Source organism: Sphingomonas sp. C3-2 (genome assembly GCF_033025475.1).
Lineage (GTDB): Bacteria > Pseudomonadota > Alphaproteobacteria > Sphingomonadales > Sphingomonadaceae > Sphingobium_A.
The window spans coordinates 1,418,666-1,443,157 of the sequence record NZ_CP130322.1 but is presented as its reverse complement, the minus strand read 5'-3'; the positions used below and the strand labels follow the sequence as shown (position 1 = coordinate 1,443,157).

25 protein-coding genes are annotated in these 24,492 nt (G+C 64.4%); 5 read left to right on the top strand and 20 right to left on the bottom strand.

From position 1 onward, the window contains the following. Positions 1-15 precede the first annotated feature (15 nt). Entirely contained in the window at positions 16-921 is a 906-nt protein-coding gene (locus QYC26_RS07020) for a hypothetical protein (protein WP_317514678.1), read from the top strand. Between the two features lie 51 nt (positions 922-972). Here the strand turns inward: QYC26_RS07020 and QYC26_RS07015 are convergent, their stop codons facing one another. The 6 genes from QYC26_RS07015 to QYC26_RS06990 all read right to left on the bottom strand — a co-directional run bounded on the left by QYC26_RS07015 (position 973) and on the right by QYC26_RS06990 (position 8,873). Continuing rightward, positions 973-2,118 (bottom strand): acyltransferase family protein, encoded by a 1,146-nt coding sequence (locus tag QYC26_RS07015; protein WP_317514677.1) that lies wholly within the window; start codon positions 2,116-2,118, stop codon positions 973-975. A gap of 180 nt (positions 2,119-2,298) precedes the next feature. After that, entirely contained in the window at positions 2,299-2,604 is a 306-nt protein-coding gene (locus QYC26_RS07010) for a YciI family protein (RefSeq protein ID WP_317514676.1), read from the bottom strand. 47 nt (positions 2,605-2,651) lie between these two features. Continuing rightward, on the bottom strand, positions 2,652-2,957 hold the full coding sequence (locus QYC26_RS07005) for a DUF1330 domain-containing protein (protein WP_317514674.1): 306 nt from the start codon (positions 2,955-2,957) through the stop codon (positions 2,652-2,654). A 95-nt stretch (positions 2,958-3,052) separates the two neighbouring features. Beyond that, positions 3,053-5,425, bottom strand: a complete 2,373-nt coding sequence (locus QYC26_RS07000) for a TonB-dependent receptor (protein ID WP_317514673.1) — start codon at positions 5,423-5,425, stop codon at positions 3,053-3,055. 314 nt (positions 5,426-5,739) lie between these two features. After that, complete coding sequence (locus QYC26_RS06995; RefSeq protein ID WP_317514672.1) at positions 5,740-7,974, bottom strand: TonB-dependent receptor; 2,235 nt, start codon at positions 7,972-7,974, stop codon at positions 5,740-5,742. A 119-nt stretch (positions 7,975-8,093) separates the two neighbouring features. Then, entirely contained in the window at positions 8,094-8,873 is a 780-nt protein-coding gene (locus QYC26_RS06990) for an SDR family oxidoreductase (RefSeq protein ID WP_317514671.1), read from the bottom strand. 66 nt (positions 8,874-8,939) lie between these two features. Here QYC26_RS06990 and QYC26_RS06985 point away from each other — a divergent pair, with 66 nt between their 5' ends. Beyond that, on the top strand, positions 8,940-9,659 hold the full coding sequence (locus QYC26_RS06985; RefSeq protein WP_317514670.1) for a TetR/AcrR family transcriptional regulator: 720 nt from the start codon (positions 8,940-8,942) through the stop codon (positions 9,657-9,659). A gap of 40 nt (positions 9,660-9,699) precedes the next feature. On the opposite strand, the gene QYC26_RS06980 is transcribed toward QYC26_RS06985, so the two are convergent. The 8 genes from QYC26_RS06980 to QYC26_RS06945 all read right to left on the bottom strand — a co-directional run bounded on the left by QYC26_RS06980 (position 9,700) and on the right by QYC26_RS06945 (position 17,195). Next, positions 9,700-11,097, bottom strand: a complete 1,398-nt coding sequence (locus QYC26_RS06980) for a flavin monoamine oxidase family protein (RefSeq protein WP_317514669.1) — start codon at positions 11,095-11,097, stop codon at positions 9,700-9,702. Beyond that, positions 11,097-12,011 (bottom strand): DUF1838 family protein, encoded by a 915-nt coding sequence (locus tag QYC26_RS06975; protein ID WP_317514668.1) that lies wholly within the window; start codon positions 12,009-12,011, stop codon positions 11,097-11,099. Before QYC26_RS06975 ends, QYC26_RS06980 begins: the two co-directional genes overlap by 1 nt. A 162-nt stretch (positions 12,012-12,173) precedes the next feature. Beyond that, on the bottom strand, positions 12,174-12,554 hold the full coding sequence (locus QYC26_RS06970; RefSeq protein WP_317514667.1) for a c-type cytochrome: 381 nt from the start codon (positions 12,552-12,554) through the stop codon (positions 12,174-12,176). Between the two features lie 16 nt (positions 12,555-12,570). Continuing rightward, positions 12,571-14,148 (bottom strand): FAD-binding oxidoreductase, encoded by a 1,578-nt coding sequence (locus tag QYC26_RS06965; protein WP_317514666.1) that lies wholly within the window; start codon positions 14,146-14,148, stop codon positions 12,571-12,573. Further along, positions 14,145-14,807 carry a hypothetical protein gene (locus QYC26_RS06960; protein WP_317514665.1) on the bottom strand — a complete coding sequence of 221 codons (663 nt, stop codon included), beginning with the start codon at positions 14,805-14,807 and terminating at the stop codon, positions 14,145-14,147. The genes QYC26_RS06965 and QYC26_RS06960 overlap by 4 nt, the downstream gene beginning before the upstream one ends. Beyond that, on the bottom strand, positions 14,804-15,538 hold the full coding sequence (locus tag QYC26_RS06955) for a hypothetical protein (protein WP_317514664.1): 735 nt from the start codon (positions 15,536-15,538) through the stop codon (positions 14,804-14,806). Before QYC26_RS06955 ends, QYC26_RS06960 begins: the two co-directional genes overlap by 4 nt. Beyond that, positions 15,535-16,677, bottom strand: coding sequence for a nitrilase-related carbon-nitrogen hydrolase (locus QYC26_RS06950; protein ID WP_317514663.1), 1,143 nt, complete (start codon positions 16,675-16,677; stop codon positions 15,535-15,537). Before QYC26_RS06950 ends, QYC26_RS06955 begins: the two co-directional genes overlap by 4 nt. Continuing rightward, positions 16,674-17,195 (bottom strand): DUF3598 domain-containing protein, encoded by a 522-nt coding sequence (locus QYC26_RS06945; protein WP_317514662.1) that lies wholly within the window; start codon positions 17,193-17,195, stop codon positions 16,674-16,676. Before QYC26_RS06945 ends, QYC26_RS06950 begins: the two co-directional genes overlap by 4 nt. A gap of 103 nt (positions 17,196-17,298) precedes the next feature. Here QYC26_RS06945 and QYC26_RS06940 point away from each other — a divergent pair, with 103 nt between their 5' ends. Next, entirely contained in the window at positions 17,299-18,204 is a 906-nt protein-coding gene (locus QYC26_RS06940; protein ID WP_317514661.1) for a LysR family transcriptional regulator, read from the top strand. Here QYC26_RS06940 and QYC26_RS06935 read toward each other — a convergent pair. Then, on the bottom strand, positions 18,152-18,511 hold the full coding sequence (locus QYC26_RS06935) for an antibiotic biosynthesis monooxygenase family protein (RefSeq protein WP_317515019.1): 360 nt from the start codon (positions 18,509-18,511) through the stop codon (positions 18,152-18,154). The two genes, QYC26_RS06940 and QYC26_RS06935, sit on opposite strands and share 53 nt — an antisense overlap. Positions 18,512-18,617: 106 nt before the next feature. Here QYC26_RS06935 and astD point away from each other — a divergent pair, with 106 nt between their 5' ends. Further along, the gene (gene astD, locus QYC26_RS06930) at positions 18,618-20,069 is read left to right on the top strand and encodes a succinylglutamate-semialdehyde dehydrogenase (protein WP_317514660.1); all 1,452 of its coding nucleotides are present in this window, start codon (positions 18,618-18,620) and stop codon (positions 20,067-20,069) included. Between the two features lie 6 nt (positions 20,070-20,075). On the opposite strand, the gene QYC26_RS06925 is transcribed toward astD, so the two are convergent. The 5 genes from QYC26_RS06925 to QYC26_RS06905 form a co-directional block, all read right to left on the bottom strand. Then, positions 20,076-21,125 (bottom strand): CaiB/BaiF CoA-transferase family protein, encoded by a 1,050-nt coding sequence (locus QYC26_RS06925; RefSeq protein WP_317514659.1) that lies wholly within the window; start codon positions 21,123-21,125, stop codon positions 20,076-20,078. Between the two features lie 78 nt (positions 21,126-21,203). After that, positions 21,204-21,731 carry an NUDIX hydrolase gene (locus QYC26_RS06920; RefSeq protein WP_317514658.1) on the bottom strand — a complete coding sequence of 176 codons (528 nt, stop codon included), beginning with the start codon at positions 21,729-21,731 and terminating at the stop codon, positions 21,204-21,206. Between the two features lie 33 nt (positions 21,732-21,764). Beyond that, positions 21,765-22,448: a hypothetical protein gene (locus QYC26_RS06915; RefSeq protein WP_317514657.1), complete on the bottom strand. Its 684-nt coding sequence runs from the start codon at positions 22,446-22,448 to the stop codon at positions 21,765-21,767. After that, positions 22,448-23,194: a TPM domain-containing protein gene (locus tag QYC26_RS06910; protein WP_317515018.1), complete on the bottom strand. Its 747-nt coding sequence runs from the start codon at positions 23,192-23,194 to the stop codon at positions 22,448-22,450. The genes QYC26_RS06915 and QYC26_RS06910 overlap by 1 nt, the downstream gene beginning before the upstream one ends. A 145-nt stretch (positions 23,195-23,339) precedes the next feature. Then, positions 23,340-23,924, bottom strand: a complete 585-nt coding sequence (locus QYC26_RS06905) for a LemA family protein (protein ID WP_317514656.1) — start codon at positions 23,922-23,924, stop codon at positions 23,340-23,342. A 109-nt stretch (positions 23,925-24,033) separates the two neighbouring features. Here QYC26_RS06905 and mscL point away from each other — a divergent pair, with 109 nt between their 5' ends. Then, positions 24,034-24,453: a large conductance mechanosensitive channel protein MscL gene (mscL, locus tag QYC26_RS06900; protein WP_317515017.1), complete on the top strand. Its 420-nt coding sequence runs from the start codon at positions 24,034-24,036 to the stop codon at positions 24,451-24,453. Positions 24,454-24,492 lie beyond the last annotated feature (39 nt).

The following is a 24,492-nucleotide window of genomic DNA, read 5'->3' as shown; positions in this document are numbered from 1 at the left end:
TCCGGGAGTGGATGTGTGAGCGAATATCTGACGCATGGGCGGATTGCCGGTGGCGTTATCTCGACCCCCGATCTGGACGGCGCGCTGGCGGACTATCAGGGCTGTCTTGGCCTGAAGCTGGTCGAACAGGGCGTGCTCGACGGCGAACTGGCGGCAAGCTGGGGGTGCCCCAAAAGCGCGGGCGCGCGCTTTGCGACGCTGCAGCCCATGAGCGGGGTGCCTTGTTTCCTCCGGCTGGTCGAGGCGCCGCTGCCCGCCGATTTCAAGCCGACGCGCACCTATGGCTGGGCGGCGTATGAGCTGACGGTGCAGGACGTGTTCGGCTGGCCTAATCGGCTGGCGGGCACCGGCTTCGACATTGTCGGTCCGCCCAAGGCGCTTGAAGGCTTGCCCTATTTCATCCCCATGCAGGTGACGGGGCGGGGCCGTGAGATGATCTATCTCAACGAGGTGGCGGACAATACGCCGACCTCGGACCTGCCCAAGGCGCGGTCGCTGACCGATCACATCTTCATCGTGATCCTTGCGACGCCCGATCGCGAAGCGAGCCTGAAATGGTTTGCCGAGGCGCTGAAGCTCGATATCTCGTCGAGCTACACGCTCGCTTATTCGATGATCAACAACGCCTTTGGGCTGGACAGCGATTATCGCACAACGATCACCATGGTGCAGAAGGATCGCCTGCCGATCGTCGAGGTCGACGACTATCCGGCCGGGGCGACGGTGCGTCAGGGCGACGCGCACATGCTGCCGCCGGGCAATGCGATGATCACGCTTGCGGTGGATGATCTCGACGCGCTCGATGTCGCCTTCATCGCGCCGCCGGTCGCACGCGCGGGCGCGGTTTATGGTGGCCGTCGTGCCGCCACCGTGCGCGGCGTCGCGGGCGAACTGATCGAACTGCTCGAAATCGGCAAATAAGCACAGGCGCGGGCATGGCGGCATCGGCCGTCATGTCCGCGAGGCCTTTGTTCAGGCCGGTTGCAGACGTAGCGAACCGTTGCGCGGGGGCGCCAAAGCGCCGAGCAGCGGGGCGACCGACAGGCGCGATAGGTGCTGCCATATCCCGTAGGACAAGAGCAGCGTCAGCCCGGTGATGGCGATTGCCTTGATGGCAACGGGCAGCGCCAGATAATGGCCCAGCCAGACCAGCAGCACGACCACGGGCATGTGGACCAGATAGATGACGAAGGATGCGGCCACGAGCCGCTGGACGAGCGGGATTGGCTTCGAGAGATAGCGCCGCGCCACCACGATCAGCATCTGGGTGAGGGTGAGCGCCGCAAAGGTCGCGAGAAAGCGGCCGAGCGAGGGCGACAGCGCATCGAGCAGCGCTAGGCTTCCGGCAGCGGTTGCGATGCCGATAACGGTGATCTCCGGCGAAAAACGGCTGAACGCCGCCATCAGCTGCGGCGCACGCGCGAGGAAGACGCCCAGCAGGAAATAGGGGGCATAGGCGATCAGTTCGTCGATGCGCAGAATCTGCTGGGGGAGGTTGGTCGCCAGCCCGGCGATGTAGAACATCTCGACCGCGCCGGCCTCCCACGCACCCAGCAACAGCGCGACGCCGAACAGCACGGCGACATGATAGCGCGCAAGCCAGCGGTCGGTGGTGGGCCGCAGCATGGCGGTGCGGAGCGCGGGGCGCCACCAGGCGACGAGCGCAAGCGCCGCGCTGCAATAGAGAAGCACGACGATGAACCAGAGGTGGCGGACCCAATAGCCGCCCGACACCGCCGAATTATGCGCCCAGGACGAAAGCGCCTCGGGTAGCGCAAGGTTGGAGAGCTCGCAGACAAGGTTCATCAGCGGCACGAGCAAGATGAGGCAGGCCAACGCCGGGGGCACCAGCCGCTGCACGCGCCCCTGAAGCCACGCCACGGGGTCGCGCCGGGCAAGCAGTAAGGCCGCAAAATAGCCCGCGATCACGAAGAAGGCGGGCATCCGGAACAGGTGGATGAATTCGGCAAGATAGGTGAAGATCGGCAGCCCTTCGCCCGAGCGGACGATCCAGTCCTGGCCCGGCCGATAGGAAAGCGCGATATGATAGGGGATGCCCAATATCATGAGGAACGCGCGCATCGCGTCCCAGGAATGATCACGTTGGCCTTGCTTCATGCGACTCCACCAGATGCAGTGGAATGCTAGGACGGTGAAAGGTGGGTGGGGTCAATCGGGGGCAGGGGCGTTGACCGCCGCTTTGCCACGGCCCGGCCAAAGCCGGTGGAAATTCATGGTCGGAGGGGGCGATGCCGGCGCCTGAACCGGCACCGCCCGAGGAAGTGTTCAGAAGGACCCTTACCAGGTCTTGCCGCCGACCCAGTCGCCGGCCGCTGCGTTGAACGCGCGGATCTGGATGTCGGACCAGATATCGGCCTTGTAATAGGGGTCATTTTCCAGAAGCGCGCGCGCCTCGGCTTCGCTTTCGGCCTTCACGACGAGCAGCGAGCCGGTGAAATTGCCGTCTTCATCGCGCAGCGGGCCGGCGATGGCGAGACGGTCGAGCCCGGCTTCGACATGGCCGAGATGCTCCTTCAGCTTTTCCATGCGGGTTGCCGTGGCACCGGGCTTGTCCGTGGTGATGATGGCGTAGAGTTTCGACATGGGGATTTCCTTTTTGTGTGGGGGACAAGGGATAGGGGAAAAGCCGATCAGGCCGTGATATCGGGCGCCTCGATCAGGATCACCTGGCATTCGCAAATACCCTCCCGCAATGTGCGGGCTTCGGTATATTCGGGCGAGTTCCAGAAGGCGAGCGCGGCCGCCTTGCTTTCCCATTCAGAGATCACGACCGAGCCGCCATCGCCGAAGCTGCCTTCGAGCGCCTCGGCGCCCGGCGCGCGCATGCGGTATTTGCCGCCGAATTGCTCGAGCAGCTCGGCCGCGCGGGGCGCATAGCCGGCAAGGAATTTCTCGCGGTCCGAAACGGTGGCGGTGACGACCAAATAGGCGGGCATTTCAGATTTCCTGTTCTGGATTGGAAAAAGAAAGGGGGACGGAACGCATGGCAGGCCGTGCGATCCATCCCCCCTTCAATGTCGTGTCAGCGCGTTCAGAACGACTTGCTGACCGTCAGGCCGAATTCCGGCTTGCGCGCGGGTGTGATGCCGAAGGCGCGGGCATAGTCGCCCGAGGGCGCACGCGGTGCGGGCACATCGAGATAGCGGAGGATGCCGACCGGCGTTTCGTCGCCGAGCACATTCTTGCCATAGACCGCGATGCGCAGGCCGTTGTCGTCGTGGATACCCGCCTGCAGGTTGAGCTTGGTCGAGCTGCCGCTTTCGGCGAGGTTCAGTACCTGCGCGAAATAGCTGCTGCGATAGATCACGTCCGCACCCGAGAAGAAGGTCCAGTTGCGGCCGAACTCGTGGTTGAAGCGCAGGCCGAGCGAACCGGTGTGCTTCGAGACGAGCGGCGGACGGTTGCCTGCGATCGACGCGGCGTCGCGGCAACCGGGCAGGTCGAGATTGACGGCGCTGCCGGTCTTGCATGCGCGGCCCAGTTCCTGAACGGCCTTTTCGGGTTCGATGCCACGACGGAATTCAGCGTCTAGGAAGGTGTAGTTGAACTGCAGCTTCAGGATCTTGCCGACGAGCGGCAGCTGGCCGTCCAGCTCGACACCGCGGATGCGGGTGCGGCCGATATTGACGCTGTAGCTGTCGACCGTGTTGTTGGCGACATAGGTGTTGGTGAGGACCTGGTTCTTGTAATCCTGCCAGAAGGCCGAGACGTTCAGATAGTCGAAGCCGAATTTCGACGTCTTCATCCCGATTTCATAGTTGGTCAGTTCTTCTTCGTCGAAGATCGACACCGGTGCATTGGCCTTGTTGAAGCCACCCGGCGAGTTGCCCTGCGAGAACTGCGCGTAGAAGGACAGGTTGTTCTCGGGCTTCCAGTTGACCGTGATGCGCGGCAACGTCGCCTTGAAGGTGGCGTTGCGCTCGGCTGCGGTGCCGACGATCTGGTTCGGGTTGGCGAACGGGATGCTGGCGAGATAATCGGCGTCGAACACATCGCCCACGCGGTAGGTGGGGGTGGTTGCGCGGACCTTGTCGATCTGGTGGCGCAGTTCGGCACCGATCGTGATCGTGTCGGTCACATCGAAATCGATGCCGCCGAAATAGGCGCGGTTCTTGACGAGCCGTGCGTCGAGCAGTGCTTCGGGGCCGACTTCGCTCAGTTCGAGATATTCGGTCATCGGCGTCTGCTTGTCGTGGCTGAAGAACACACCCACGCGCCAGCGGAAGCGGTCTTCACTCGGCGAATTCAGACGGAATTCGTAGGTCTGCGTCTTGCGGCGTTCGCCATTGGTCGTCTCGAAGCTCGAATAGCGGCAATCCTGATTGGGAAGCGCATAAAAGCCGGTGCCGCACAGCGCGGGGGGCAGAAAGGCGTAGAAGCGGTCGTCATAGGTCTGATCGACGCCGAGCACTTCGGTCATGTCGCTATAACCGGCCTGGAATGACGCCTCATAGCCGGAACCCGCGATGTTCCACGAGATATCGCCGATGAAGCGGTCGGCATTGCGATAGAGGCCGGGGCGCTTGAGGCGATCGGTGTTGACGCCGAAGCTGGTGGGCGCGGAAACCTTGCCGCAATAATAGGTGCGGGTGTCGAGGAAGCAGTTGTTCTGCGACGCCGGCTGGAGCGCGATGGCGAAATGGCCGTCATCGTCTTCCTGGTGGAGCCAGCGGATCGAGGCGCTGACGTCGGCAATAGGATCGAAGAACAGGCCTGCGGTGTACTGCTTGGTCTGCTGGTCGCCCAAGCGTTCGCCGGGAATGGCGCTGTTCTTGAACTGGCCGTCGACGTCGAAATATTTCGCGCCGATCTGGAAGCCGATGCCGTCGATGATCGGGCCGGAAAGCGAACCGGCGATCTCGCGGCGGTTGTAGCTGCCGATCGTGCCCTGCACCTTGCCTTCAAGCTCGCCGCCCGGGCGCTTCAGCACCACGTTGACCGCACCCGAAAGCGTGCCGCGCCCGAACACCGCCGACTGCGGGCCCTTGATGACTTCGATGCGGTCGATGTTCGCGAGGTCGAGTGACGAGAAGTCGCCGAGATAGGGCGCACCGTCGAGGAAGATGCCAACCTTGCCGTCGCTGAACAGGATGTTCGATGCGCCGCGCATCACGGGGCGGTCACCGTCGCGACCGAACGATTCCTGAATCTGGAAGCCCGGGGTGAAGTTGGCGATATCGGTGACGGTGTTCGCCATCTTGTCCTGCAGCGAGGCGTTGTTGAACGCGCTGACGGCGATGGGGATGTCGAGGACGGTTTCTTCGCGCTTGCGCGCGGTGACGACGATCGAATCGGCTTCGCCGTCGTCGGCCGACTGCGCCAGTGCTGCCTGGCTGGTCAGCGCGATGGTCGCTGCCGACAGCGCCAGCGTGAATTTACGTCCCGAGATACCCAAAATCTGCATGTAAAGCCCCTCCGGAAAATATCCGATAATGCGACGCGCAGCATCGCAGAGGCCTTAAATTTGTCCAGACAAATCTAACAAATATGTCCGGACATTTTGACGATTTTAATACGGAATGTTCCGAGGTGTTGCAAAATTCCCGCACCTTTCAGGCACAAAAAAGGCTCCATATGCGCTGTGCATATGGAGCCATAATGGCTGAGTGCAAACCGATCCATGCTCGGCTCGCGCTACGAAAACGCTACGGAAGGTGGATGTTTCGGGGGGCTGGTCGGCCGTGTGGGGAAGGTTTTCAGGCCTTCCCCGCCGCCGACTCAGAAGCGCAGCGTGGTATCAAACCCGATGCTGCGCGGGTTGTTATAGTTTCGTGTCACAATGTTTCCGAACGCGGCACCAAAATCGATTCCCGCAATGCGCGACGCATCGTCGAAGATGTTCTTCACAAAGAAGGACATTTCCGCTTCGCTCTTGCCCACGGGGATCTTGCTGAACAGCAGCCGCGCATCCACCACCGTCGCGGCGTCGGCGCGGGTGGAATAGATGTTTGGATCATAGGTCGGATCCTTGCTGTACGGTAGCGCCGCATAGGCCGAGTTGTAGTTGAGATCGACCATGAAGTTCACCTGCAGATCGTCGCCCTTGTACAGGCGGACATCGCCGCTGGCCGATGCCGTCCAGCGCGGGACGAAGACGAAGGACCAGCTATCGGCGACGTTGGGTCCGCCTTCGACCGCATAATATTCGGTGAAGCGCGGATCGGTATGGCCGACATTGGCTGAAATGCGCAGCCAATCGACCGGGCGGGCGGTGGCTTCAAGCTCGAACCCCTTGATTTCCGAGCGCGCGCCATTGGCGGTCAGCGTCACGAAGCCGTTGAGCGTCGGCGAGAAGATCTGGATCTGCTGATCGACATGCTTGTCGAAATAGGCGGCAGCATTGAGCTGCAGCTTGCCGTCGAACAGCCGGGCCTTGGCGCCGATTTCGTACGATTTGACGCTTTCCTGCTCATAGGGCGTCATCGCGGCGCGAATGTCGCTGGCATCGGCCGAGAAGCCGCCGCTTTTGAATCCTTCCGAATATTTGGCGTAGATGTTGAAATCGGGGCTGAAGGCATATTTCGCGATGAAGGTTGGCGTCGTGCCCTTGAAGGTCTTGGCGCCGTGCGTGCCATCGGGGATGGTGACGAAACCGGCCGCCGAGGCAAAGCGCGTGATCGACTTGCGTTCGTTGCTGTACCGCAGGCCCGCCGTCAGCGTCAGTTTTTCATCCAGAATGGGCGGGGTGTAATCGACCTGACCGTAAACCGCATAGGCGCGGGTCTTGAATAGCGCCTCCGATTCCAGCGTCATGCCGAAGAATTGCTGCGGGTTCGAAACGTCGCCCTTGTCGCTGAAATAATAGACGCCGCCGGTATAGTTGAAATGTTCGCCGACATTGCCGCTTGCCTGCAATTCCTGCGAGAACTGGTGATAATCGAGATCGGATGCGGCGGCCGCGAGCGGCAGCGGAGAGGCGTCGAGATCGAGCGACTGGCCCCAGTCCATCTCGCGGAACGCGGTGATCGACTTGATCGTCGCATCGCCCACATCCCAGGTCCCGGTCAGCGCATGGCTGTAGCTCTTCACGCGTTCGTAGAGTGGGGCGTTGTCGACGCCGGCCGACGAATAGGCCGTGCGCGGGCGCTTGCCGTCCTGCACATAAAGATGGAGCGGGACCCCGCTGTAGATCGGTGAATTGGGATCGAAGATGCCGCCTTCGCCAACGCTCTGCAGGGTGCCGCTGCCCGGGGTGTTGCGGATGCGGTTGAAATCGAACGCATAGTCGAAGATCAGATCGGGTGTGGGTTCGAAGCGGACGGCCGCGCGCAGCGCCCGGTTGCTTTCGTCGCCAAGCCGGCTGACGGTGCGCGGCTGGGCCGGGATGCCGGCATAGGGATTGGACGAAACCGAAATATAGCCGTTTCGTTCGCTCATCAGGCCCGACAGCTTGACGCTGAAATCGCCGAAGCGAGGCAGATCGATTGATCCCTGCAGCAGGCGGCGGCCGAAATCGCCCGCACCCACCTTGATCTTGCCGCCCAGTTCGCCGCTCGGCTTCTGCGTGACGATGTTGATCGCGCCGGCCAGCGTGTTGCGGCCGAACAGGGTGCCCTGGGGGCCGCGCAGCACCTCGACATTAGCGATGTCGGCGACGTCCATCGTCGACCCGGCTGCCTTGCCGAAATAGACGCCGTCGATATAGAGTGCCGCCGCCGGTTCGTAGGCCGGGTTGGGGTTTGCGGTCACCGAACCGCGGATCTGGATATAGGTGGTCGTGTTGCTCGAGCTTTCGATCACCTTCACGCTGGGCGCGAGGCCGTCGAGCGAGGAAATGTCCGAGATATTGCGCGCCTCGAGCATCTGACCGGTAAAGGCCGAGATGGCGACGGGTACGTCCTGAAGATTTTCCTCGCGGCGGCGTGCGGTGACGACGATGTCCTCGACACCGCCCTGGCTGGCGACCGTTTCGGTCTCCTGCGCATGGAGCGGTGCCGACGACAAGGATGCCAAAGCTGCGCCAGACAGCAGCACGGCTTTGGCAGGCAATGAGTTACGAACAGTGAATAGGCGCATAAATCCCCTCCAGGAATGTTTTGATTTTTGTGTGCGCTAGATGTCGACTGTGGCGTTTACTGACGCTGGGACGAGATATTGCCCCCATCGACGACGAATTGTGCGGCGGTGATGTAGCTGGCTTCATCCGACAGCAGGAAACGTACCGCGCGGCCGATTTCCTCGGGTTCGCCGATGCGGCCAAGCAGGATGCGGCGTTCGAAATACCCGGGTTCGAGATTGTCGACCGCGGGCTGCATCATTGGCGTGGTGATCTGGCCGGGCGAGATGCTGTTGATGCGGATATTGTCGCGCGCCAGCCGGTCCGCGAGCGAGCGGACGAGTGACAGCACGCCGCCCTTGGCGGCCGAGTAAATCGGGTTCACGGCGTTGCCGAGCGTGGCGTTGATCGAGGAGGTCGCGACGATCGCGCTTCCCGGATTGGCCTTCAGATCATCGAAGAACGCCTGGATAAGCAGCGGGATGGGGCGGAGATGGACGTTGATGCCGTCATCCCAGCTCTGGACGGTCAGCCCGTCGAGCGAGTCAGTGTCGACTATCCCGGCGCAGTGGACGATGCCGCCCACCGAAGGCAGGCTGTCGCGGCTGTCCTTGGCGGCGTTCAGAATCGCCTGTGGATCGCGCACATCGACGGCATGGGCGGAGGCGGTGGTGCCGAATTCATCGCGGATCTTCTGCGCGGCATCTTCGGCGCGCGTGGCGTTGATATCCCAGATCGCAACGCTGCGGCCGACGGCGGCCAGCGCGCGTGCCGATGCAAAGCCCAATCCTGATGCACCGCCGGTAATGACAACGCCCGTGCCCGGCGCACCCAATTTTGGGTTGATATCCTGCATTCAATGCTCTCCTAATATGCCTACGCGTCAGTAGGTTTAATGAAGGGGTAAAATTGGCTGGGCAGCATGTCAATCGGGGATAAGCGGAAAGCCGCGCGGCGCTCGCGTCTTGCGCCGTCGCGTACACAGGGCCAGAACGGCGCGATGATCGAAACCACCACGCGCGCCCGGCGCGGCCCCCAACGCGGCGTTGCGCGCAGCACCACCGCCGAGGATATATTGAACGCGGCCGAGCGGATATTTGCCGAGCTTGGCTTTGCCGGCGCCAGCCTGGACGACATTGCCGACGCCGTCGGCATCCGGCGACCGTCGGTGCTGCATCATTTCAGGTCGAAGCGCGCGATCTATGACGCGGTCGAAGGCCGGATCTTCGAGGAACTGGACCGCCGGGGCGCGGCGCGCGATGCCGGGCTGGCGCCCGCAGAGGCGCTGTGGGCGCTGCTCGACACCTGGCTGCAGTTCATGATCGCGCGGCCGCATGCCGCCCGCATCATCGCACGCAATTCGGCGGATCTGGTGTCGCGCACCGAAGGCAATCCGACGCTGTTCTCGGAAAGCGCGGTTTTCGCCTTTGACGAGATCCTGCGCGATGGGATCGCCAAAGGGGTGTTCCGCGATGTGAAGCCCGCGCTGGCGCTCAACATCATCGGTTCGGCCATCCCGGCCTATGTCTGCAACGCCGAGCAACTCGGCAAGGGGCGCGGCTATACGGCGGACGCGCCTGAGACGCTTCAATCCTTCCGCGAGATGCTTCAGGCCGCCCTGCGTGGTATCTTGATCGCATAGATCCGGTGCCGCCCCGTGGCGGCGCGGCACCGGTCATGGATCAGAGCCGCGTGGCCACCGTGCGCGCGGCGCTTTCACCCGATTCGAGCGCGGCTTCCATGCCTGCATCGTTGCGGCCAAGGTGTTCGCCGGCAAAGTGCAGGCGCCCGGCTGCGGGCAATGTCGCGGCGGCGAGCGCCGCGCCCTGACCGGGGGCGATGTGATGATAGATGCCGCGGGCAAAGGGGTTCTTCTGCCAGCTATGCACACGCAACAGCCGCAACTTGCCTTTGGCTGACGGACGCGCGGCTTCGATCCGGCGAATGATCTCCGCCGCAGCGACGTCGGGGGCAAGGCGATCGAGCTGATCGGCATTGGGGCCGGACAGCCAGACCTTGAGCACCGCAGGATCGTCGCCCAGCGCAAAAACGCGGCCGATCAGCGGATCGTCGCTCCAGATCGTCTCGGGCAGGCCGTCCTGCTTCCAGAACGGATCGCTTGCCGCCAGATAGGCAAAGCTCGCGCGGCTATAGGGCAGGCCCGCGATCATCGAGGCCATGTCGCGGCCGATCGGTGCCTCGACCGCGATGGTGCGCAGCGCGGCAAAGGGAATGGTGCAGATGCAGTGGCGCGCGCTCAGCGTTCGTCCCCCGGCCAGCGTCACGCGGACGCCGTCAGCGGTTTCTGCAATGCCGGTCACCAACTGCCCCAGACGCGGCTGCGCCTTGAGCGCGGCGGCCATCGCCTCGGGCAGGCGCTGCGATCCGCCGGTCAGCATCAGGATTTGGCCGGGGCTGGCCCGGAAGATCGCGGCGGTGCGCGCGAGTTGCAGCGCGGACAGCGTGTGGATGCTGTTGCCGTTCAGGTTGGCGTCGATCAGCCGCAACGCCTCGGCACTGGCGCCCAGATTGGCCAGCGCCTGCGCATAGGGAATGTCGAGCGCGGCGGCCGAAGCCCCGGTCCATGCCTCGGGCCCCGCAAGCGGGCCGAACCGCGCGCCGTAAAACCCGCCAAGCGCCGCGGGCGGCACCGCGCGTTCGGGGCCAATCAGTCGGTTGGCCGGGGTGGTCGCCCAATCGCGCATCGTCACGCTTTGCCCGTTGATGACATAGAGTGCGTTGCGTTCGATCGATGGCGCAGGTTCAAGTCCGATGCCGTGTGCCTTGGCGAGGCCGAGCACACGGTGATAGCCGCTACCCACCTGAACGCCGCCCGCCTCCGGGCGACCGGGCAGATCGTCGAGCGTGTGCATACGGCCGCCGATGCGCTGCGCGGCTTCGAGCAGGACGACGCGCGCGCCCGCGGCCTCAAGCTGGGTGGTGGCAGCGAGCCCGGCCAGCCCGGCGCCGATCACGATCACGTCTGCCTCGGTCTTGCCCCAGGCCATGCGCGGCGCAGCGCCGGCCACCAGCGCCGCACTGGCGCCGATCAGCGCGTGCCGTCTGCTGAGCGGGCGCATCAATGCGCCTTGTGCGGATTGAGTTCGGCGCCAGCGGCGGCCTTGCGCCCTTCGACCCACTTCTTGAACACGGTCCAGGTGGTTTCGTTGGGGCGTGTGTCGTCAGCGGGCGGCGGCGTGGCATAATCGGGATAGCTGGTTGCGATCTCGTCCTGCAGCACCTTGGGCAGATCGGCGATCCGGTCGACCTTGGTGCCGACCGCATTGAAGATCATGATCCCGTCGCGTCCACGCATCTTCATCCACGGCATCCAGTCGGACACGCGGACCCACGAGATGGACGGGTAGGCGGTGGGATATTTGGTGTCGAGGATCTCGTCGGCCCGCGCCATGAAGTCGAAAATCTCCATCGCGTGATATTTGCCGCCAACATAGTCCTGATAATCGCCGGCCAGCACATTGTGGTAGAAGAGCGGAATTTCCATCGGCATGGCGAGCCACTGGCCCATCCGGCTATAGCCGGGATTGAACGGCTTGCCGTCGGCCGAATAGGGGAAGATCGTCGGCACGTTCACCGGATCATTGGCGATCTGCATCACCTCAACCGTCTCGCCAGTCCACGGATTGGTCCAGTTGCGGACGATTTCGCCGGTCTTTGCGTCGGTGAATACCATCAGCTCGCGGCTGACCTGGCGATAGCCCTTGCCGCGCTTGGCGTCGGTGACGGTGGTGCACTGGCGGACGTTCATGCCCTCACCGGTGAAGAGCAGCCGGTCGGGTTCGCCGTTGACGCGCGAATAGACCTTGGCCGACCAGCGATAGATCGCAGGCTTGCCATCGGCGGCCCCGCACTGGGCGCGCTTGGCGATTTCGACGGCGTCTTCGGGTTTGGCGGGGTCGAGCGTGCGCGCCTGCGCCAGCGGTGCGGCGAATGTGCACAGCATTGCCGTGCCCGCCAGAACGATCTTCTTCATGCCAGTCTCCCCATCAAGCCTTGAACGGCGCATGACGGGTAAGCTAGCGCGGACGCTGGAAGAGGCAATATGTCCGGACAAATTATTGTTGTCTGAACGGATTTGGCCGGATTTCCAACTGTTGGGCCGGGGGATGCGGGCAACATCCCCCGGCCAGGCGGATCACGACGCGGCGTTTTTCTGCATATAGGCGATGATCGCCTGGCGCTTTGCGGCATCGGATTCGCCCGGGAAGCCCATGCGGTTTCCGGGGACGGCCTTGTTCGGTTCGGCGATGAAGGCGTCGAGCGTTTCGGCGGACCAGGTGATCCCGCTGTCCTTCATGGCCTTGGAATAGGTGAAGCCCTTTTTCGTCCCGGCCGGCTGGCCGAGAATGCCGTGAAGATTGGGCCCCGAACGCTTCGGACCGTCCTTTTCGAAGCTGTGGCACGCCGCGCAGCGGGCCACCGCGTCGGAGCCGTCAGCGGTTTTCTTGGCGCCGTCATCGCCGCCGCATGCAGCGAGCATCAGGGGAAGGGAAAGGGCGAAGAGGTAGTTTTTCATGGGCGACCGAAGTTCCTCAAGAGGGGCGGGCGAAACCGAGCACGCCGGGGTTGATGAGCCCCTGCGGATCGAGTGCCTGCTTGATGGACGAGAGCAGCGCATCGGCCTCGGGCGTCAGCGCTTCGCGATAAGGGTAGGTGCGGCCGATCTGGTTCGACGCGGCCCCAAGGCGGCGGAACAGTTCCACTGTTTCACGGCGCAGCGTGTCGACCAGCGCGCGGGCCTCGGGGTTTGCTGCTGCTTCGGGGAAGCTGGCGAGGAAGCCGGGCTCGGCGGCCTGTCTGTGGATCGGGTTCAGCGTGTCGCGCCAGCGAAAGACCGGCTCGAAGCTGAAACAGTGGTTGGCGAGAGCGGAGACGAGACGGGTGTAATGCACCCCGTGCTTGTCCATCTCTGCCTGCCAGGGGGCGATCATCTCGTCGAACGCCGCGATCAGGCGGCGCGCGTCGGAATGCGCGACCTTGGCGTTGAGCGCTGCCCAGCGCCCGCCATCGGGGCCAAGAATGCCGTTCAGATTGGCGAACAGTTCGGCGCGCGCCACACGCGGGATCGTTGGGGCCACAGCAAAACCGCCCGCTTCGGTTGCGATCCGGTGCGCCTCGGCCAGATCGGCCTCGACCGCGCCGGGCGTGCGTCCGGCCGCCGTCAGGTGCAGCGAAAAATGCCCTTCGGGGATGAAGTCCATCCCGCCCTTGGCGAGCGAGGCGAGCGCCTTCACGGCCTTGATCGCACCGCCTGCGCCGCGTGCCACCGACACCGCGGTCTTGGCCATGGTGGCGGCATCGGCATCGATGGTCCCGGCTGCGCTGGGATCGAGGATATAGACTTCCTCGGCCAGATCGGCGCGGGCGATCTCGGACAGCGCGTCGGCGGCTTCCTCGATCGTGCGGAAGGCGAAGCTGGCAAAGCCCGTTTCCGAAGGTGTACGGATCAGGCGGAAGCTGGCTTCGGTCTTGATCCCGAACATGCCGCAATCATGCGTGAACAGGCCGGTCAGGTCGGGGCCGAAGGTCCGCAGGATGGGCTTGCTTTCCACCGCAAGCGATCCCTGTCCGGTGCGCAGCAGGCTGCCATCGGCCAGCGCGATCTCGATCCCGAGAACGACCTCCGCCGCAGACCCGTAGCGCGCCGATCCGAAGAACAGCGCACCCTGGCCAAGCCCGCCGCCCACACTTGCCCCGGCCCCCGAAAAGGTGCCGATAAAGGGCAGTCGCAGGCCGAGCGGCTTTAGCGCGTCCTGGATCTGCTTCCATGTTACGCCTGCCTGGACGGTGATGGTGAGATCCTGTTCGGAGATCGACAGGATGCGGTTCATGCCGCCCATGTCGATCGTGATCGAGCGTTCGGACTGGGGGGCATAGCCGCCAGTATAGCTCAGCCCGCCGCCGCGCGGCAGCACGGCATAGCCGCGCGACGTGGCGGCGGCGACTGCGGCGGCCACGCCCTGCGCATCGACCGGGCGGACCACGGCGGCCGGGCGCCGCGCGTTCACATGCACGTCGCTGGCGACGAAATCGAGCGCGTCGGCGTCGGTGCGCACCGCCTCCGCCCCAAGGGCGGCGACGAGTGCGGTGAGGACGTCGGCATGGCTCATGCGGGCTTCCACACGCTGACGATGGCGATCGCGGTGATGAAGACCCAGAGGAGCAGCAGCACCGAGGTGGCGCGCACATAGGTGCGCTTGATGATCGCGTTGGTTTCGTCGGTGGGCCCCTCGCGCGCCATGATCGCCCAGGTGCGGAAGTGCGAGATCAGCGCGATGCGGATGCCGACGCCGCACAGCATGACGCCCGCGAACATCGCCAGCTTCCAGCGCAGCCATTCGGGCATGGGCCACTGGCCACCGATCAGGCTGACCGCGGCGGCGACGAGGACGGCCATGAACACGTAGCGCGAGCCACGGTCGATCGCGCCCAGCGTCTTGCCGATCGGGCTGTGGCGCAGGCGGTGGACCAGTTCGACAAAGCCGAACCACAGCGCGCCGAAGATACCGAAGCCAATCGCGGTTGCCTGACCGCCGGGGATATAGCCGTAAAGCGCGGCGATTGCGGGCCCAAGGCTCGCCTGCAGCACAAGCGCATAGCGGACATGCTGGTCCACATGCATCACGTGCTCCATCAGGCGCGAGCGTTCCGCGAACGGCATGCGATCGCTGTACGACACATAGCGATAGGTGCTGTTGATCACGAACTCGGAACCGAGCCAGTACCCCAGAACCGCGATATGCGCGGCGAGAAGCCAAGGTTCAATCATATGCCTTCACCTGTCTTGTCATAGGCGGTGAGTTCGTAGGCGGTCTGCATATAGCCGCCGACCTGCGCCTTCAGCAGCACATATTCGCCGTCATCGGTGCACCACAGATCATAAGGCGGGTGTTCGAGCAGCAGGCCGGGAATGTCGACAAAGCGGAAGTGCAGCGCCTCGAACTTGCCGGCGGCAACCTTCACCGTTTCGCGTCCGACAAATTCGATCGCGAGATCGATGCCGAACAGCATCGGGCCGGTGGCGCCGCGATGATCGGGGGAGGAGAGGAGGATGTTCTTCACCACCTGCACGCCCGGCCCCTTGGACAGGTCGTACAGGCTGAGCAGGAAGCCGTCGTTCACCATCGCATGGTTGCCGAACGCCGGAAGCGGCTCCTTCAGTTCCATGCGCTGCGAAACGCGGCCCTCGACCGAGGTGAAGGCTTCGCATTCGGCCTCGGTATCCGAAAAGCGGAACCAGCCCGAACCGCGAAATTCGCCGCCAACGGCGATGCGCACGAAGCTTTCCTGCGGGCGGCCATCGGCGCCGATGCGCAGGTTGACGTCGCGCACGACCGATGGGGCATCGTCGATCTCGCCGTGCGCGGCGATGGTGCGGCACCCGTCGACATGATGGTCGATGCGGAAATGCTCGCGCCCGCGCCCCTGGCCCATGCGTTCGGGCTTGGTGCTGGTGTAGAGGATGGTTCCGGTGATGCTACGGGTTACGCCACGGGTCATTTCCAGACACCTTTGTCACGAAGGTAACGGCCGGCATCCTTGAGGTCGCTCGGCACGTAGGTTGAAAAGAGATTGGGCGGGAAGCGCGGCGTGTAGCCGTTCAGCACGTCCATATAGAGCTGCGGGTGGATCGTCGGCTGGCGATGCCGCGCGCGGAAGGCGCCGATCGGAATGCGCGCCATGACCAGCGTCTCATTGGGCGATTTGGCGATGGCGATGGGTTCGCCATCGGGGCCGTAGATCGCCGACCCGCCGGCATTACTGTCTTCGAAAAAGGGCGAGCCGGGCGACACCGCATTGTTGGCAATTGCAGTATAGACGCTGTTGTAGAGCGAGGTCGCGGCGATATCGGTCGGCACGAAGCCCCCCGTCGCGGTGCGCAGGATAACCTCCGCCCCCTTCATCGCCAGCGCGCGGAACAGTTCGGGTTCGCGCTGGACCGAACTCATCGCCAGATTGCCGATCGGCGTCTGGACGACGGGGAGGATCGCGTCGCGCCCGTACATTTCGACGAAGCGGTCGAGCACGTCGTAGATCGTGGTGGTGAACAGCTCGATCTCGCCACCGAAAACGCCCTTGATGTTGCGGGCCTTCCAGTCGCGGGCAAGGATCTTGCCGTCCGGCCCGATCATCGTCGTGATCGACAGCGCATGCCCCGGCCAGTCGGGATCGCGCGCATAGGAGCCGAAGACGATATAGATGCCGTACTGGCGCGCCTTTTTCGCGATTTCCTCGGTTTCGGCGCCGGGGATTTCGATGGCGACCTTGAGGACGTCCTTGCGCGTCCAGCCTGCGCCAAAACCGGTGATCGGGAATTCATGGAAGAACAGGAGGTCAGGACCGGCGCCAAAGGCAAAGGCGGCGTCGATCAACCCGATCATGTGGTTCAGGTTTTCGCGGCGGCTGGCCTCGACCCGGTTGAGATCGACCGGCATCGACCGGCACTGCGCCACGCCCAGCGTCCAGCTTTCCTTGGTCAGCGGGGCGACCGGGTAACGGCCGTCGGTGTTGAGCACGACATCGCGCGGCTGCCCGGAGGAGGCAGCGGCTGCGGTTCCAGAAACGCCGATAGCGGCGGTGAGGCCTAAGCCCCCCGCCGCTCCGATCAGCGCCCTGCGAGAAAGCGCTGTTTGGTTCATACAGCCGACCGCGGACGGAAGCTGTAATAGCTGGGATCGTCGTATGCCTGCCAATCGTCAGAGATACGGTTCTCGTTGATCACGGTGCGCTGGAACAGACGGCCCTTGCGGTACCAGTGCCAGGTGCGGTTCTTCGCCTGGTTGTCCTCGGCCACGGTGATCATTTCGTAATAGCGGAAGTCGGGCTCGTGGGTGCGGGTCCAGCCGACCATGATCGTGCGGTTGGTCTCGTCATAGTTGAGCGCGCCGACGAAACCGTCGATCAGATCGTTCTTGATCCAGACGCGGTCGCCCTTGAACGTGCCGTCGAAATAGCGGATTTCCTGCGTGCCATCATCCCAGGTGTAGATGTTGGTCTGCGCCAGCTTCGCTTCACCATCGGGGCCATCCGTCAGGCGGCACACAAGGCGCGACTTGTGGCGATCGATGATGTTGTGATCGGCATCGAGATGGACATATTCGCCTTCCCACACGCCCGCCTGCGACGCCACGATGGGCTGCTTTTCCGTAATGATCATGTTCGGTGTTCCTCCTGACAAGGGGGATACTGCAAGTTGTCCGGACTCATTTCCAACAACAATTTGTCTTTTTGAACAACTATAAGTTGGGTATTCGAAAGGGATGGAATCACGTCAGGTTCGCCATTTCCTCGCCGCCTATGAAACCGGCACTTTCGCTGCCGCCGCCGAGCGGCTGGGGCTCAGCCAGCAGGCGGTGAGCAAGAGCATCCTCCGGCTGGAAGCGCAGCTGGGCGTGCGCCTGTTCGAACGCGACGGGCGGCGCGTGCGGCCTACCGCCTATGCCGAGCTGTTCCTGCCCCATGCGCGGACGATCGTTGCGGAAGGGGACCGGTTTCGCGCCGACCTTGGCGACATGCTGGGCGGGCGCCACGGCCGGCTGCGCGTTGGGATGGGGCCGAGCGCGGCGGCGGACGTGGTGGCGACCGCGGTGAAGGAACTGACCGCCGAACGCCCCGGCGCGCGCCTCACCATGCTCGCTGGCGTCTACGAGATGATGGTCGACGACCTGATTCAGGGCCGGCTCGACGTGCTCGTCTCGCTCCGCCAGACCGACCGGATCGATCCGCTGATCCGCGAGGAACTGCTGGGCGACATGCGCTATGTCGTCGTTGCTGGCGCCAACCATCCGCTCGCGACCAAGCCGGTGGTGTCGCTGCAGGATCTCTCGGTCGCGCGCTGGCTGGTCGGCGCCAATATCGGCGCGGTCGAACGCAGCATCGAGGCCAGCTTTCGCGCGGCGGGCGTCCCGCGTTTCCGCCCCGGGATCGAAACCACCTCGGTGCTCTTCACGCTCGCGATGCTCGATGGCGGCGGGTATCTTGCGATCCTGCCTGAAATGCTTGTCGCCCGCGATGTCGCGATTGGGCGCATCGTCCGGCTGAATGTCGAGGCCGAACCCTGGACGCGCCCGTTGGTGGTGGCGACGCGCGTGCGCGGACCCAGGGCTCCGCTCGTCAACGCGCTGGTGGAAAAGCTGCAGCAGGCGATGGCGCGCCCGCGCGGGTGAGCAGGTCGTCGGTCACCGTCATCGTGAAGACGGGGCGGTTGCCCGGCGGCGTCTCAGCGATCGCATCGACGAACATCGCCCGCGCTTCCCTGTCGTCATAGACCATCTTCGCGTCGAACGCGCGCTGCCAACTCGCCTCGTCGGGCCATTCGGCATAGCCGACAAAGCGTCCGTCGCGGTCGCGGTGGAGGCGCGATCCATAGCTGCCATAGATGCGCGTGATCTGTTCGGTGCCGCGCCGCCATGCCTCGCGGAACTGTTCTTCCTTGCCGGGGTGGACACGCCACCAATAGACCGCGACAAACATGGACATCCTCCTGTGCGGCGCGCCCGGAAAAAGAGGCGCATCCTAGGGAAATGAGCAAGGCGGCCGCCCGTTCCCCGGGCAGAGCCGCGATAAGGATGGCGAGAGAATGACTGAACTGTACATCAATGGTCAGTGGACGGGCGGGCGCGGTGCCGCTTTTGTCTCGACCGACCCGGCGACCGGCGAGAAATTGTGGACGGGGCACGCCGCCACCGACCCCGATTGCGCCGCCGCGCTGGCGGCCGCGCGCCGCGCCTTTCCGGGCTGGGCGGATACCCCGCTGGAAGAGCGCGTGGCACTGGTAAAGCGCTTTGCCGAGCAGTTGGAGCGCCGTAAGCCTGCCTTTGCCGAGGCGATCGCGCGCGAAACCGGCAAGGCGCTGTGGGAAGCGACCGCCGAGGTGGGATCGATGATCGCCAAGGTGGGCGTGTCGATCGCCGCCTATTCCGAGCGGACCGGAGAGCGATCGGCCGACACCGATTTCGGCCGCGCGGTGCTGCGCCACCGCCCGCACGGCGTGATGGTCGTGCTTGGCCCCTATAATTTCCCCGGTCACCTGCCCAATGGCCATATCGTGCCCGCGCTCATCGCGGGCGACACGGTGGTGTTCAAGCCGTCCGAACTCACGCCGCATATCGGTCAGTTGACCGCCGAGGCCTGGGCCGCGGCGGGCGTGCCGGCGGGGGTGTTCAATCTGGTCCAGGGCGGGCGCGAGACCGGCGCTGCCCTGATCGCGGGCGATATCGATGGCCTGCTGTTCACCGGATCGGCGGCGGCAGGCATGCATTTCCGCCGCTATTTCGCCGACAAGCCGCATGTCATCCTCGCGCTGGAACTTGGCGGCAACAACCCGCTCATCGCGTGGGACGGCGATGCCGAGGCGACCGCGTCGATCATCGTTCAGTCGGCCTTCATCACCACCGGCCAGCGCTGTTCCTGCGCGCGCCGGCTGATCGTGCCCGAAGGGGCGGTAGGCGATGCCGTGATCGCGGCGACGGCGGCGCTCGCTTCCCGGTTGCGCATCGGTGCGTGGAACGACAATCAGGAGGCGTTCATGGGGCCGCTCATCGATGCGGCGCCCGCCGAACAGGCGGCGCGCGCGGTCGCCGGTTTCGAGGCCGCCGGGGGCAAGGCCATCCTGCCGTTCCGCCTGCTCGATCGCGGGCCCAGCTTCGTCACGCCCGCGATGATCGACGTGACCGGCATCGCCGTGCCCGATGCGGAGATTTTCGCGCCCGTGCTTCAGGTCCGGCGCGTTCCCGACTTCGACGCCGCGATCGCCGCCGCCAATGACACCGCCTTCGGCCTGTCCGCCGGGCTGATCAGTGACGACGATGCGCTGTGGCGCCAGTTTATCGCCCGGTCGCGCGCGGGCGTGGTCAACCGGAACCGGCCAACGACGGGGGCGGCGGGCAACATGCCCTTTGGCGGGCTCGGGGAATCGGGCAATCACCGGCCCAGCGCCTATTATGCGGCGGATTACTGCGCCTATCCGGTCGCAAGCTTCGAAGCGGACCGCGCGTTCGACCAGACCGGCGCAATCAAGGGGCTCGACTGAGCGGTTTTACGCCTTCGGCATCGCCGGGGGCGTGAGATCGAGGCCCGAATAACGTGGGGCAGGGGCGGGCTGGCGCACGCCGCCTGCCTCCACGAAGGTGCCGCGCGCTACATTGTGCGGATGCGCGGCGGCTTCGTCGAAATCGAGCACGGGGGCAAAGCAGATATCGGTGCCCTCCATCACCGCGCACCATTCGGCGCGGGTCTTGCGCGCGAACAGCGCCGCAAGCCGGGCCTTCAGCGCGGGCCAGTGGCGGCGATCATGCTGGGCGGCAAAATCGGGATCGTCAGCCAGCCCCATTTTTTCGCGCAGCAGCGCGTAAAATTGCGGTTCGATCGACCCCACCGACACCCATTTCCCGTCGGCGGTTTCATAGCTGTCATAGAAAGGCGCGCCGGTATCGAGCAGGTTCTCGCCGCGCCCGCCGGGCCACATGCCCTGTGCGCGGAAGCCCCAGATCATCGCCATCAGCAGCGCCGAGCCATCGGTCATCGCACAGTCGATCACCTGCCCCTGCCCGCCGCGCTGGACGTGGAAGAGCGCCGAGACCATCGCAAAGGCCAGCATCATCGCCCCGCCGCCGAAATCGCCCATCATGTTGATCGGAGGCGTCGGCGGCCCGCCCTGCCGGCCAAAGGCGTGGAGCGCGCCCGAGAGCGCGATATAGTTGATGTCGTGCCCCGCCGCCTGCGCCAGCGGCCCCGTCTGGCCCCAGCCGGTCATCCGACCATAGACGAGCCTGGGATTGTCTTTCAGCAGCACCTCTGGCCCCAGCCCCAGCCGTTCCATCACCCCGGGGCGAAACCCTTCGATCAGCCCGTCGGCGGTGCGCACCAGCGCGCGGAGTTCGGCGACGCCCTCGGGCGATTTCAGGTCGAGCGCGATGTGCGTGCGCGATCGCAGCAGCGGATCGCGCGCCGCAGCCGGATTGGTGGCGCCGCCGCGCTCGATGCGCAGCACCTCCGCGCCGTGATCGGCCAGCATCATCGCGGCGAACGGGCCGGGGCCTATCCCGGCTATCTCGATGATGCGCACACCGTTGAGCGGTCCCGGCATCTGCTTCCTCCCCGGCGTTGTTTTCAAGAGGAAGTGTTGCCGGAACTTCCGCTAACGTCAACGGGAGGGTGGTTTAGCTCAGCCGATGATATGGTCGGCGAGCAGCAGGAGCAGCTTCACGTCGATCACCACGCCCTGGTTGCGCTTGGCGGCGACGAACTGCGCCATCTCGGCCAGCGGCACGCGGTGGACGGCGATATGCTCGTCCTCGACTCCGCCGCCTTCGCCGACGCGCGTCAGGCCCGTTGCACGGAGCAGCGTGAAGGTTTCGGAGACCATGCCAGGGGAGGAGGCGAACTGGCCGATCACCTCGAGCTTTTCGGCGTGATAGCCGGTTTCCTCTTCCAGTTCGCGCGCGGCGGCGATCTCGACGGCTTCGCCTTCCTCGTCATCGCCCACCAGCCCGGCGGGGAGCTCGAGGCAGAGCGCCTTCAGCGGAAAGCGATATTGCTCGACCAACAGGATATGCCCGTCGTCAACCGCGACGATCACCGCCGCGTTGATGTTGCGCGCGCGCGAAACATATTCCCATTTGCCTTCCTGCTTGGCGATCAGGAAGCGGCCATGCCATTTGATTTCGACGGGGTCTGACACGGTATCCGACATGGTACTGAGCTCCACTGGGTGCAAGGCATGGCCTCAAAGCTCGATCAGGCGATCGGGCAGTTCATTGGGATCATCGTGATCCTTGGGGAAGTGTTCGGCAAGGATGGCGCCGATCTGTTCGATCGCGGCCGCCATCCCCTCACCGGGGCGCCCCTCGCGGACATGGGCGACAAGCGCCGCCATTGCGTCGCCCCAGATATCGGGTGCCACCGCGCGGTGCACCGCCTCGTCCGCGACGATTTCGGCGACATGCTCGCGCATCGAGAGATAAAGGAGGACGCCGGTCTTCTTCATCGTCCGCGCTTCGGCGCCAACCTTGAAATAGCGGATGGCGCGGTTGCGCACGCGCCGGGCCTTGACCCCGCTGGGCGTAAGCGCAAGCCGCAACGATACGGCGCGCATCACCAGCCAGCCCAAGCCGAAGCTCAGCGCGACGAACAGGAACGTGGTCGACAGCAATTCGCGGATGCTGGTTTCATGTTCCCACCCCCCGCGAGAACCAGCGAGCAGCGCGCTCAGCATGTTCGGGAAGGCCGCAAGCAGGGCGAGCACGAGGAGCGCGATGCCGATCGACCAGCAAAAGGCGATGTCGACATAGTCATCCGAACGGTCGGTCACGATGGTGACGATTTCGCCATCGGTGCCGCGCTCGGCCGCCGTCACCGCGTCGCTCACGCGCAGGTGATCGGCATCGGAAAGTCGGTTCGTCTTGCCCATTACCATCCCCCCGATGCGCCGCCGCCGCCAAATGATCCGCCGCCACCGCCCCAGGAGCCGCCGCCACCGCCGCCGCCCCAGGAACCACCACCGCCGCTGCCGCCGCCCCAGTCGCCCGGCCCCCAGATGACGATCGGGCCGCCGCCGCGGTGCCTGCGCCCGCGCCGCCGCCCGCCAAAGATCGCGGGCAGGACGAAGAAGAACAGCACCGCCAGCCAGAAGATGAGCGAGATCGGAATGCCGCCCTCGGCATCGTCCTTGGCGTTCGCAAGGATCTGCTGCTGCCGCGCCGCGGCCTCGTCGGCGGGCAGGCTGATTTGGGTGACGATCGAATCGGCACCGGCGACGATGCCGCCCGCCATGTCGCCCTCGCGAAAACGCGGCAGGATCTGCGAGTTGATGATGACGCTCGACAGCGCGTCGGTCAGGATCGGCTCAAGCCCATAGCCGACCTCGATGCGGACCTTGCGTTCATTGGGCGCGACGAGGAGGAGGACGCCGTCATTCTCCTCCTTGGTGCCGATCCCCCAATGGCGGCCGAGGCGATAGCCATAATCCTGAATGTCGCGCCCCTCGAGGCTGCTCACCGTGGCGACGACGAACTGGCGGCCCGACGCTTTTTCGAGCGCTTCGGACTTGGCGGTGATTTCCTGCTCCTGCGCGGGGCTGAGCAGGTTCGCCTGATCGACCACGCGGCCGGTGAGGGGTGGGAAGGTCTGCGCCTGCAACGGCAGGCACAGGATCATCAGCAGCAGCGCGGTGCACGCCGCGAAGATGCGGGCATGCACCGCCTGGCCCGGCCCGGAGGTGCGGGCCGGTCGTGCCAATGGGGCGAAAGCTGTCGTCATGCGCCGCTGTCCTTCCGTGCTGCGCGCGGAAAAGGGATGGCAATCAGCCGCCGAAATTCACCTTCGGCGCCTGGTCCGACCCGGCCTGCGCCTGATAGGGCACCATCGGCTTGGCACCGTGGACGATCTTGGCGCCGATGATGTCCGGGAAGGTCCGGATCGTCGTGTTATATTGCTGCACCGCCTCGTTATAATCCTTGATCGAGACGTTGATGCGGTTCTCCGTGCCCTCAAGCTGCGACTGGAGCGCAAGGAAATTGGCGTTGGACTTCAGGTCGGGATAGGCCTCGACCGTGGCGAGCAGGCGACCGAGCGATCCCGACAGCGCTGTCTGCGCCTGCTGGAACTGCTGCACCTTGGCCGGATCGTCGAGATCTTCCGCCGTTACCTGAACCGAGGTCGCCTTGGCGCGCGCCTCGGTCACCTGCGTCAGCACGTCCTTTTCCTGCTTGGCATAGCCCTTCACGGTTTCAACGAGATTGGGCACCAGATCGGCGCGGCGCTGGTAATCGGCCTGGACGTTCGCCCATTTGGCCTTGGCATTTTCCTCGGCTGTCGGAACGCTGTTGATGCCGCAGGCCGCAAGGGTGGATGCGAGCATGAGGCCAAGGAAGAAACGCGCTTTCATAGCAATCCCCTATGAAGAATGGCCTTTCATGATAAAAACCCTCGATCCGTTTGTCGAAGCCAAAGCGAATGACGGGCGGTTTCAGTATCAACAGGGACGGAAAACCATCATGCTCAACGAGTTCAAGGCTTTTATCGCCCGGGGCAATGTCCTCGACCTCGCGGTCGCCGTGATCATCGGTGCCGCATTCGGCAAGATCGTCACCTCGCTGACCGAAGATTTGATCATGCCCGCGATCGGCGCGATCGTGGGGAAGGTGGATTTTTCTTCGCTCTTCATCGTGTTGGGCGATGTGCCGGCCGATTATAAGGGTTCGCTCACCGACTATGCCGCGTTGAAGGCGGCCGGCGTGCCGCTGTTTGGTTATGGCCAGTTCATCACCGAAGTGATCAACTTCGTGATCATCGCCTTTGCGATCTTCCTGCTGGTGAAGCTTGCCAATAAGCTGGCGAAGAAGCCCGAAGAGGCGCCTGCCGGCCCGACCGAGGTCGAACTGCTCACCGAGATCCGCGACGCGCTGCGCAAATAAGCGTCGTCGTCTTGCCTTGCCGGTCCTGCCCCCCAAGAC

What these genes read in the sequence shown, in the direction of transcription:
- QYC26_RS07015 (WP_317514677.1), bottom strand. Translation starts at nt 2,118, where the DNA reads ATGAAGCAAGGCCAACGTGATCATTCCTGGGACGCGATGCGCGCGTTC.
- QYC26_RS07010 (WP_317514676.1), bottom strand. Translation starts at nt 2,604, where the DNA reads ATGTCGAAACTCTACGCCATCATCACCACGGACAAGCCCGGTGCCACG.
- QYC26_RS07005 (WP_317514674.1), bottom strand. Translation starts at nt 2,957, where the DNA reads ATGCCCGCCTATTTGGTCGTCACCGCCACCGTTTCGGACCGCGAGAAA.
- QYC26_RS07000 (WP_317514673.1), bottom strand. Translation starts at nt 5,425, where the DNA reads ATGCAGATTTTGGGTATCTCGGGACGTAAATTCACGCTGGCGCTGTCG.
- QYC26_RS06990 (WP_317514671.1), bottom strand. Translation starts at nt 8,873, where the DNA reads ATGCAGGATATCAACCCAAAATTGGGTGCGCCGGGCACGGGCGTTGTC.
- QYC26_RS06985 (WP_317514670.1), top strand. Translation starts at nt 8,940, where the DNA reads ATGTCAATCGGGGATAAGCGGAAAGCCGCGCGGCGCTCGCGTCTTGCG.
- QYC26_RS06980 (WP_317514669.1), bottom strand. Translation starts at nt 11,097, where the DNA reads ATGCGCCCGCTCAGCAGACGGCACGCGCTGATCGGCGCCAGTGCGGCG.
- QYC26_RS06975 (WP_317514668.1), bottom strand. Translation starts at nt 12,011, where the DNA reads ATGAAGAAGATCGTTCTGGCGGGCACGGCAATGCTGTGCACATTCGCC.
- QYC26_RS06970 (WP_317514667.1), bottom strand. Translation starts at nt 12,554, where the DNA reads ATGAAAAACTACCTCTTCGCCCTTTCCCTTCCCCTGATGCTCGCTGCA.
- QYC26_RS06965 (WP_317514666.1), bottom strand. Translation starts at nt 14,148, where the DNA reads ATGAGCCATGCCGACGTCCTCACCGCACTCGTCGCCGCCCTTGGGGCG.
- QYC26_RS06960 (WP_317514665.1), bottom strand. Translation starts at nt 14,807, where the DNA reads ATGATTGAACCTTGGCTTCTCGCCGCGCATATCGCGGTTCTGGGGTAC.
- QYC26_RS06955 (WP_317514664.1), bottom strand. Translation starts at nt 15,538, where the DNA reads ATGACCCGTGGCGTAACCCGTAGCATCACCGGAACCATCCTCTACACC.
- QYC26_RS06950 (WP_317514663.1), bottom strand. Translation starts at nt 16,677, where the DNA reads ATGAACCAAACAGCGCTTTCTCGCAGGGCGCTGATCGGAGCGGCGGGG.
- QYC26_RS06945 (WP_317514662.1), bottom strand. Translation starts at nt 17,195, where the DNA reads ATGATCATTACGGAAAAGCAGCCCATCGTGGCGTCGCAGGCGGGCGTG.
- QYC26_RS06940 (WP_317514661.1), top strand. Translation starts at nt 17,299, where the DNA reads ATGGAATCACGTCAGGTTCGCCATTTCCTCGCCGCCTATGAAACCGGC.
- QYC26_RS06935 (WP_317515019.1), bottom strand. Translation starts at nt 18,511, where the DNA reads ATGTTTGTCGCGGTCTATTGGTGGCGTGTCCACCCCGGCAAGGAAGAA.
- astD (WP_317514660.1), top strand. Translation starts at nt 18,618, where the DNA reads ATGACTGAACTGTACATCAATGGTCAGTGGACGGGCGGGCGCGGTGCC.
- QYC26_RS06925 (WP_317514659.1), bottom strand. Translation starts at nt 21,125, where the DNA reads ATGCCGGGACCGCTCAACGGTGTGCGCATCATCGAGATAGCCGGGATA.
- QYC26_RS06920 (WP_317514658.1), bottom strand. Translation starts at nt 21,731, where the DNA reads ATGTCGGATACCGTGTCAGACCCCGTCGAAATCAAATGGCATGGCCGC.
- QYC26_RS06915 (WP_317514657.1), bottom strand. Translation starts at nt 22,448, where the DNA reads ATGGGCAAGACGAACCGACTTTCCGATGCCGATCACCTGCGCGTGAGC.
- QYC26_RS06910 (WP_317515018.1), bottom strand. Translation starts at nt 23,194, where the DNA reads ATGATCCTGTGCCTGCCGTTGCAGGCGCAGACCTTCCCACCCCTCACC.
- QYC26_RS06905 (WP_317514656.1), bottom strand. Translation starts at nt 23,924, where the DNA reads ATGAAAGCGCGTTTCTTCCTTGGCCTCATGCTCGCATCCACCCTTGCG.
- mscL (WP_317515017.1), top strand. Translation starts at nt 24,034, where the DNA reads ATGCTCAACGAGTTCAAGGCTTTTATCGCCCGGGGCAATGTCCTCGAC.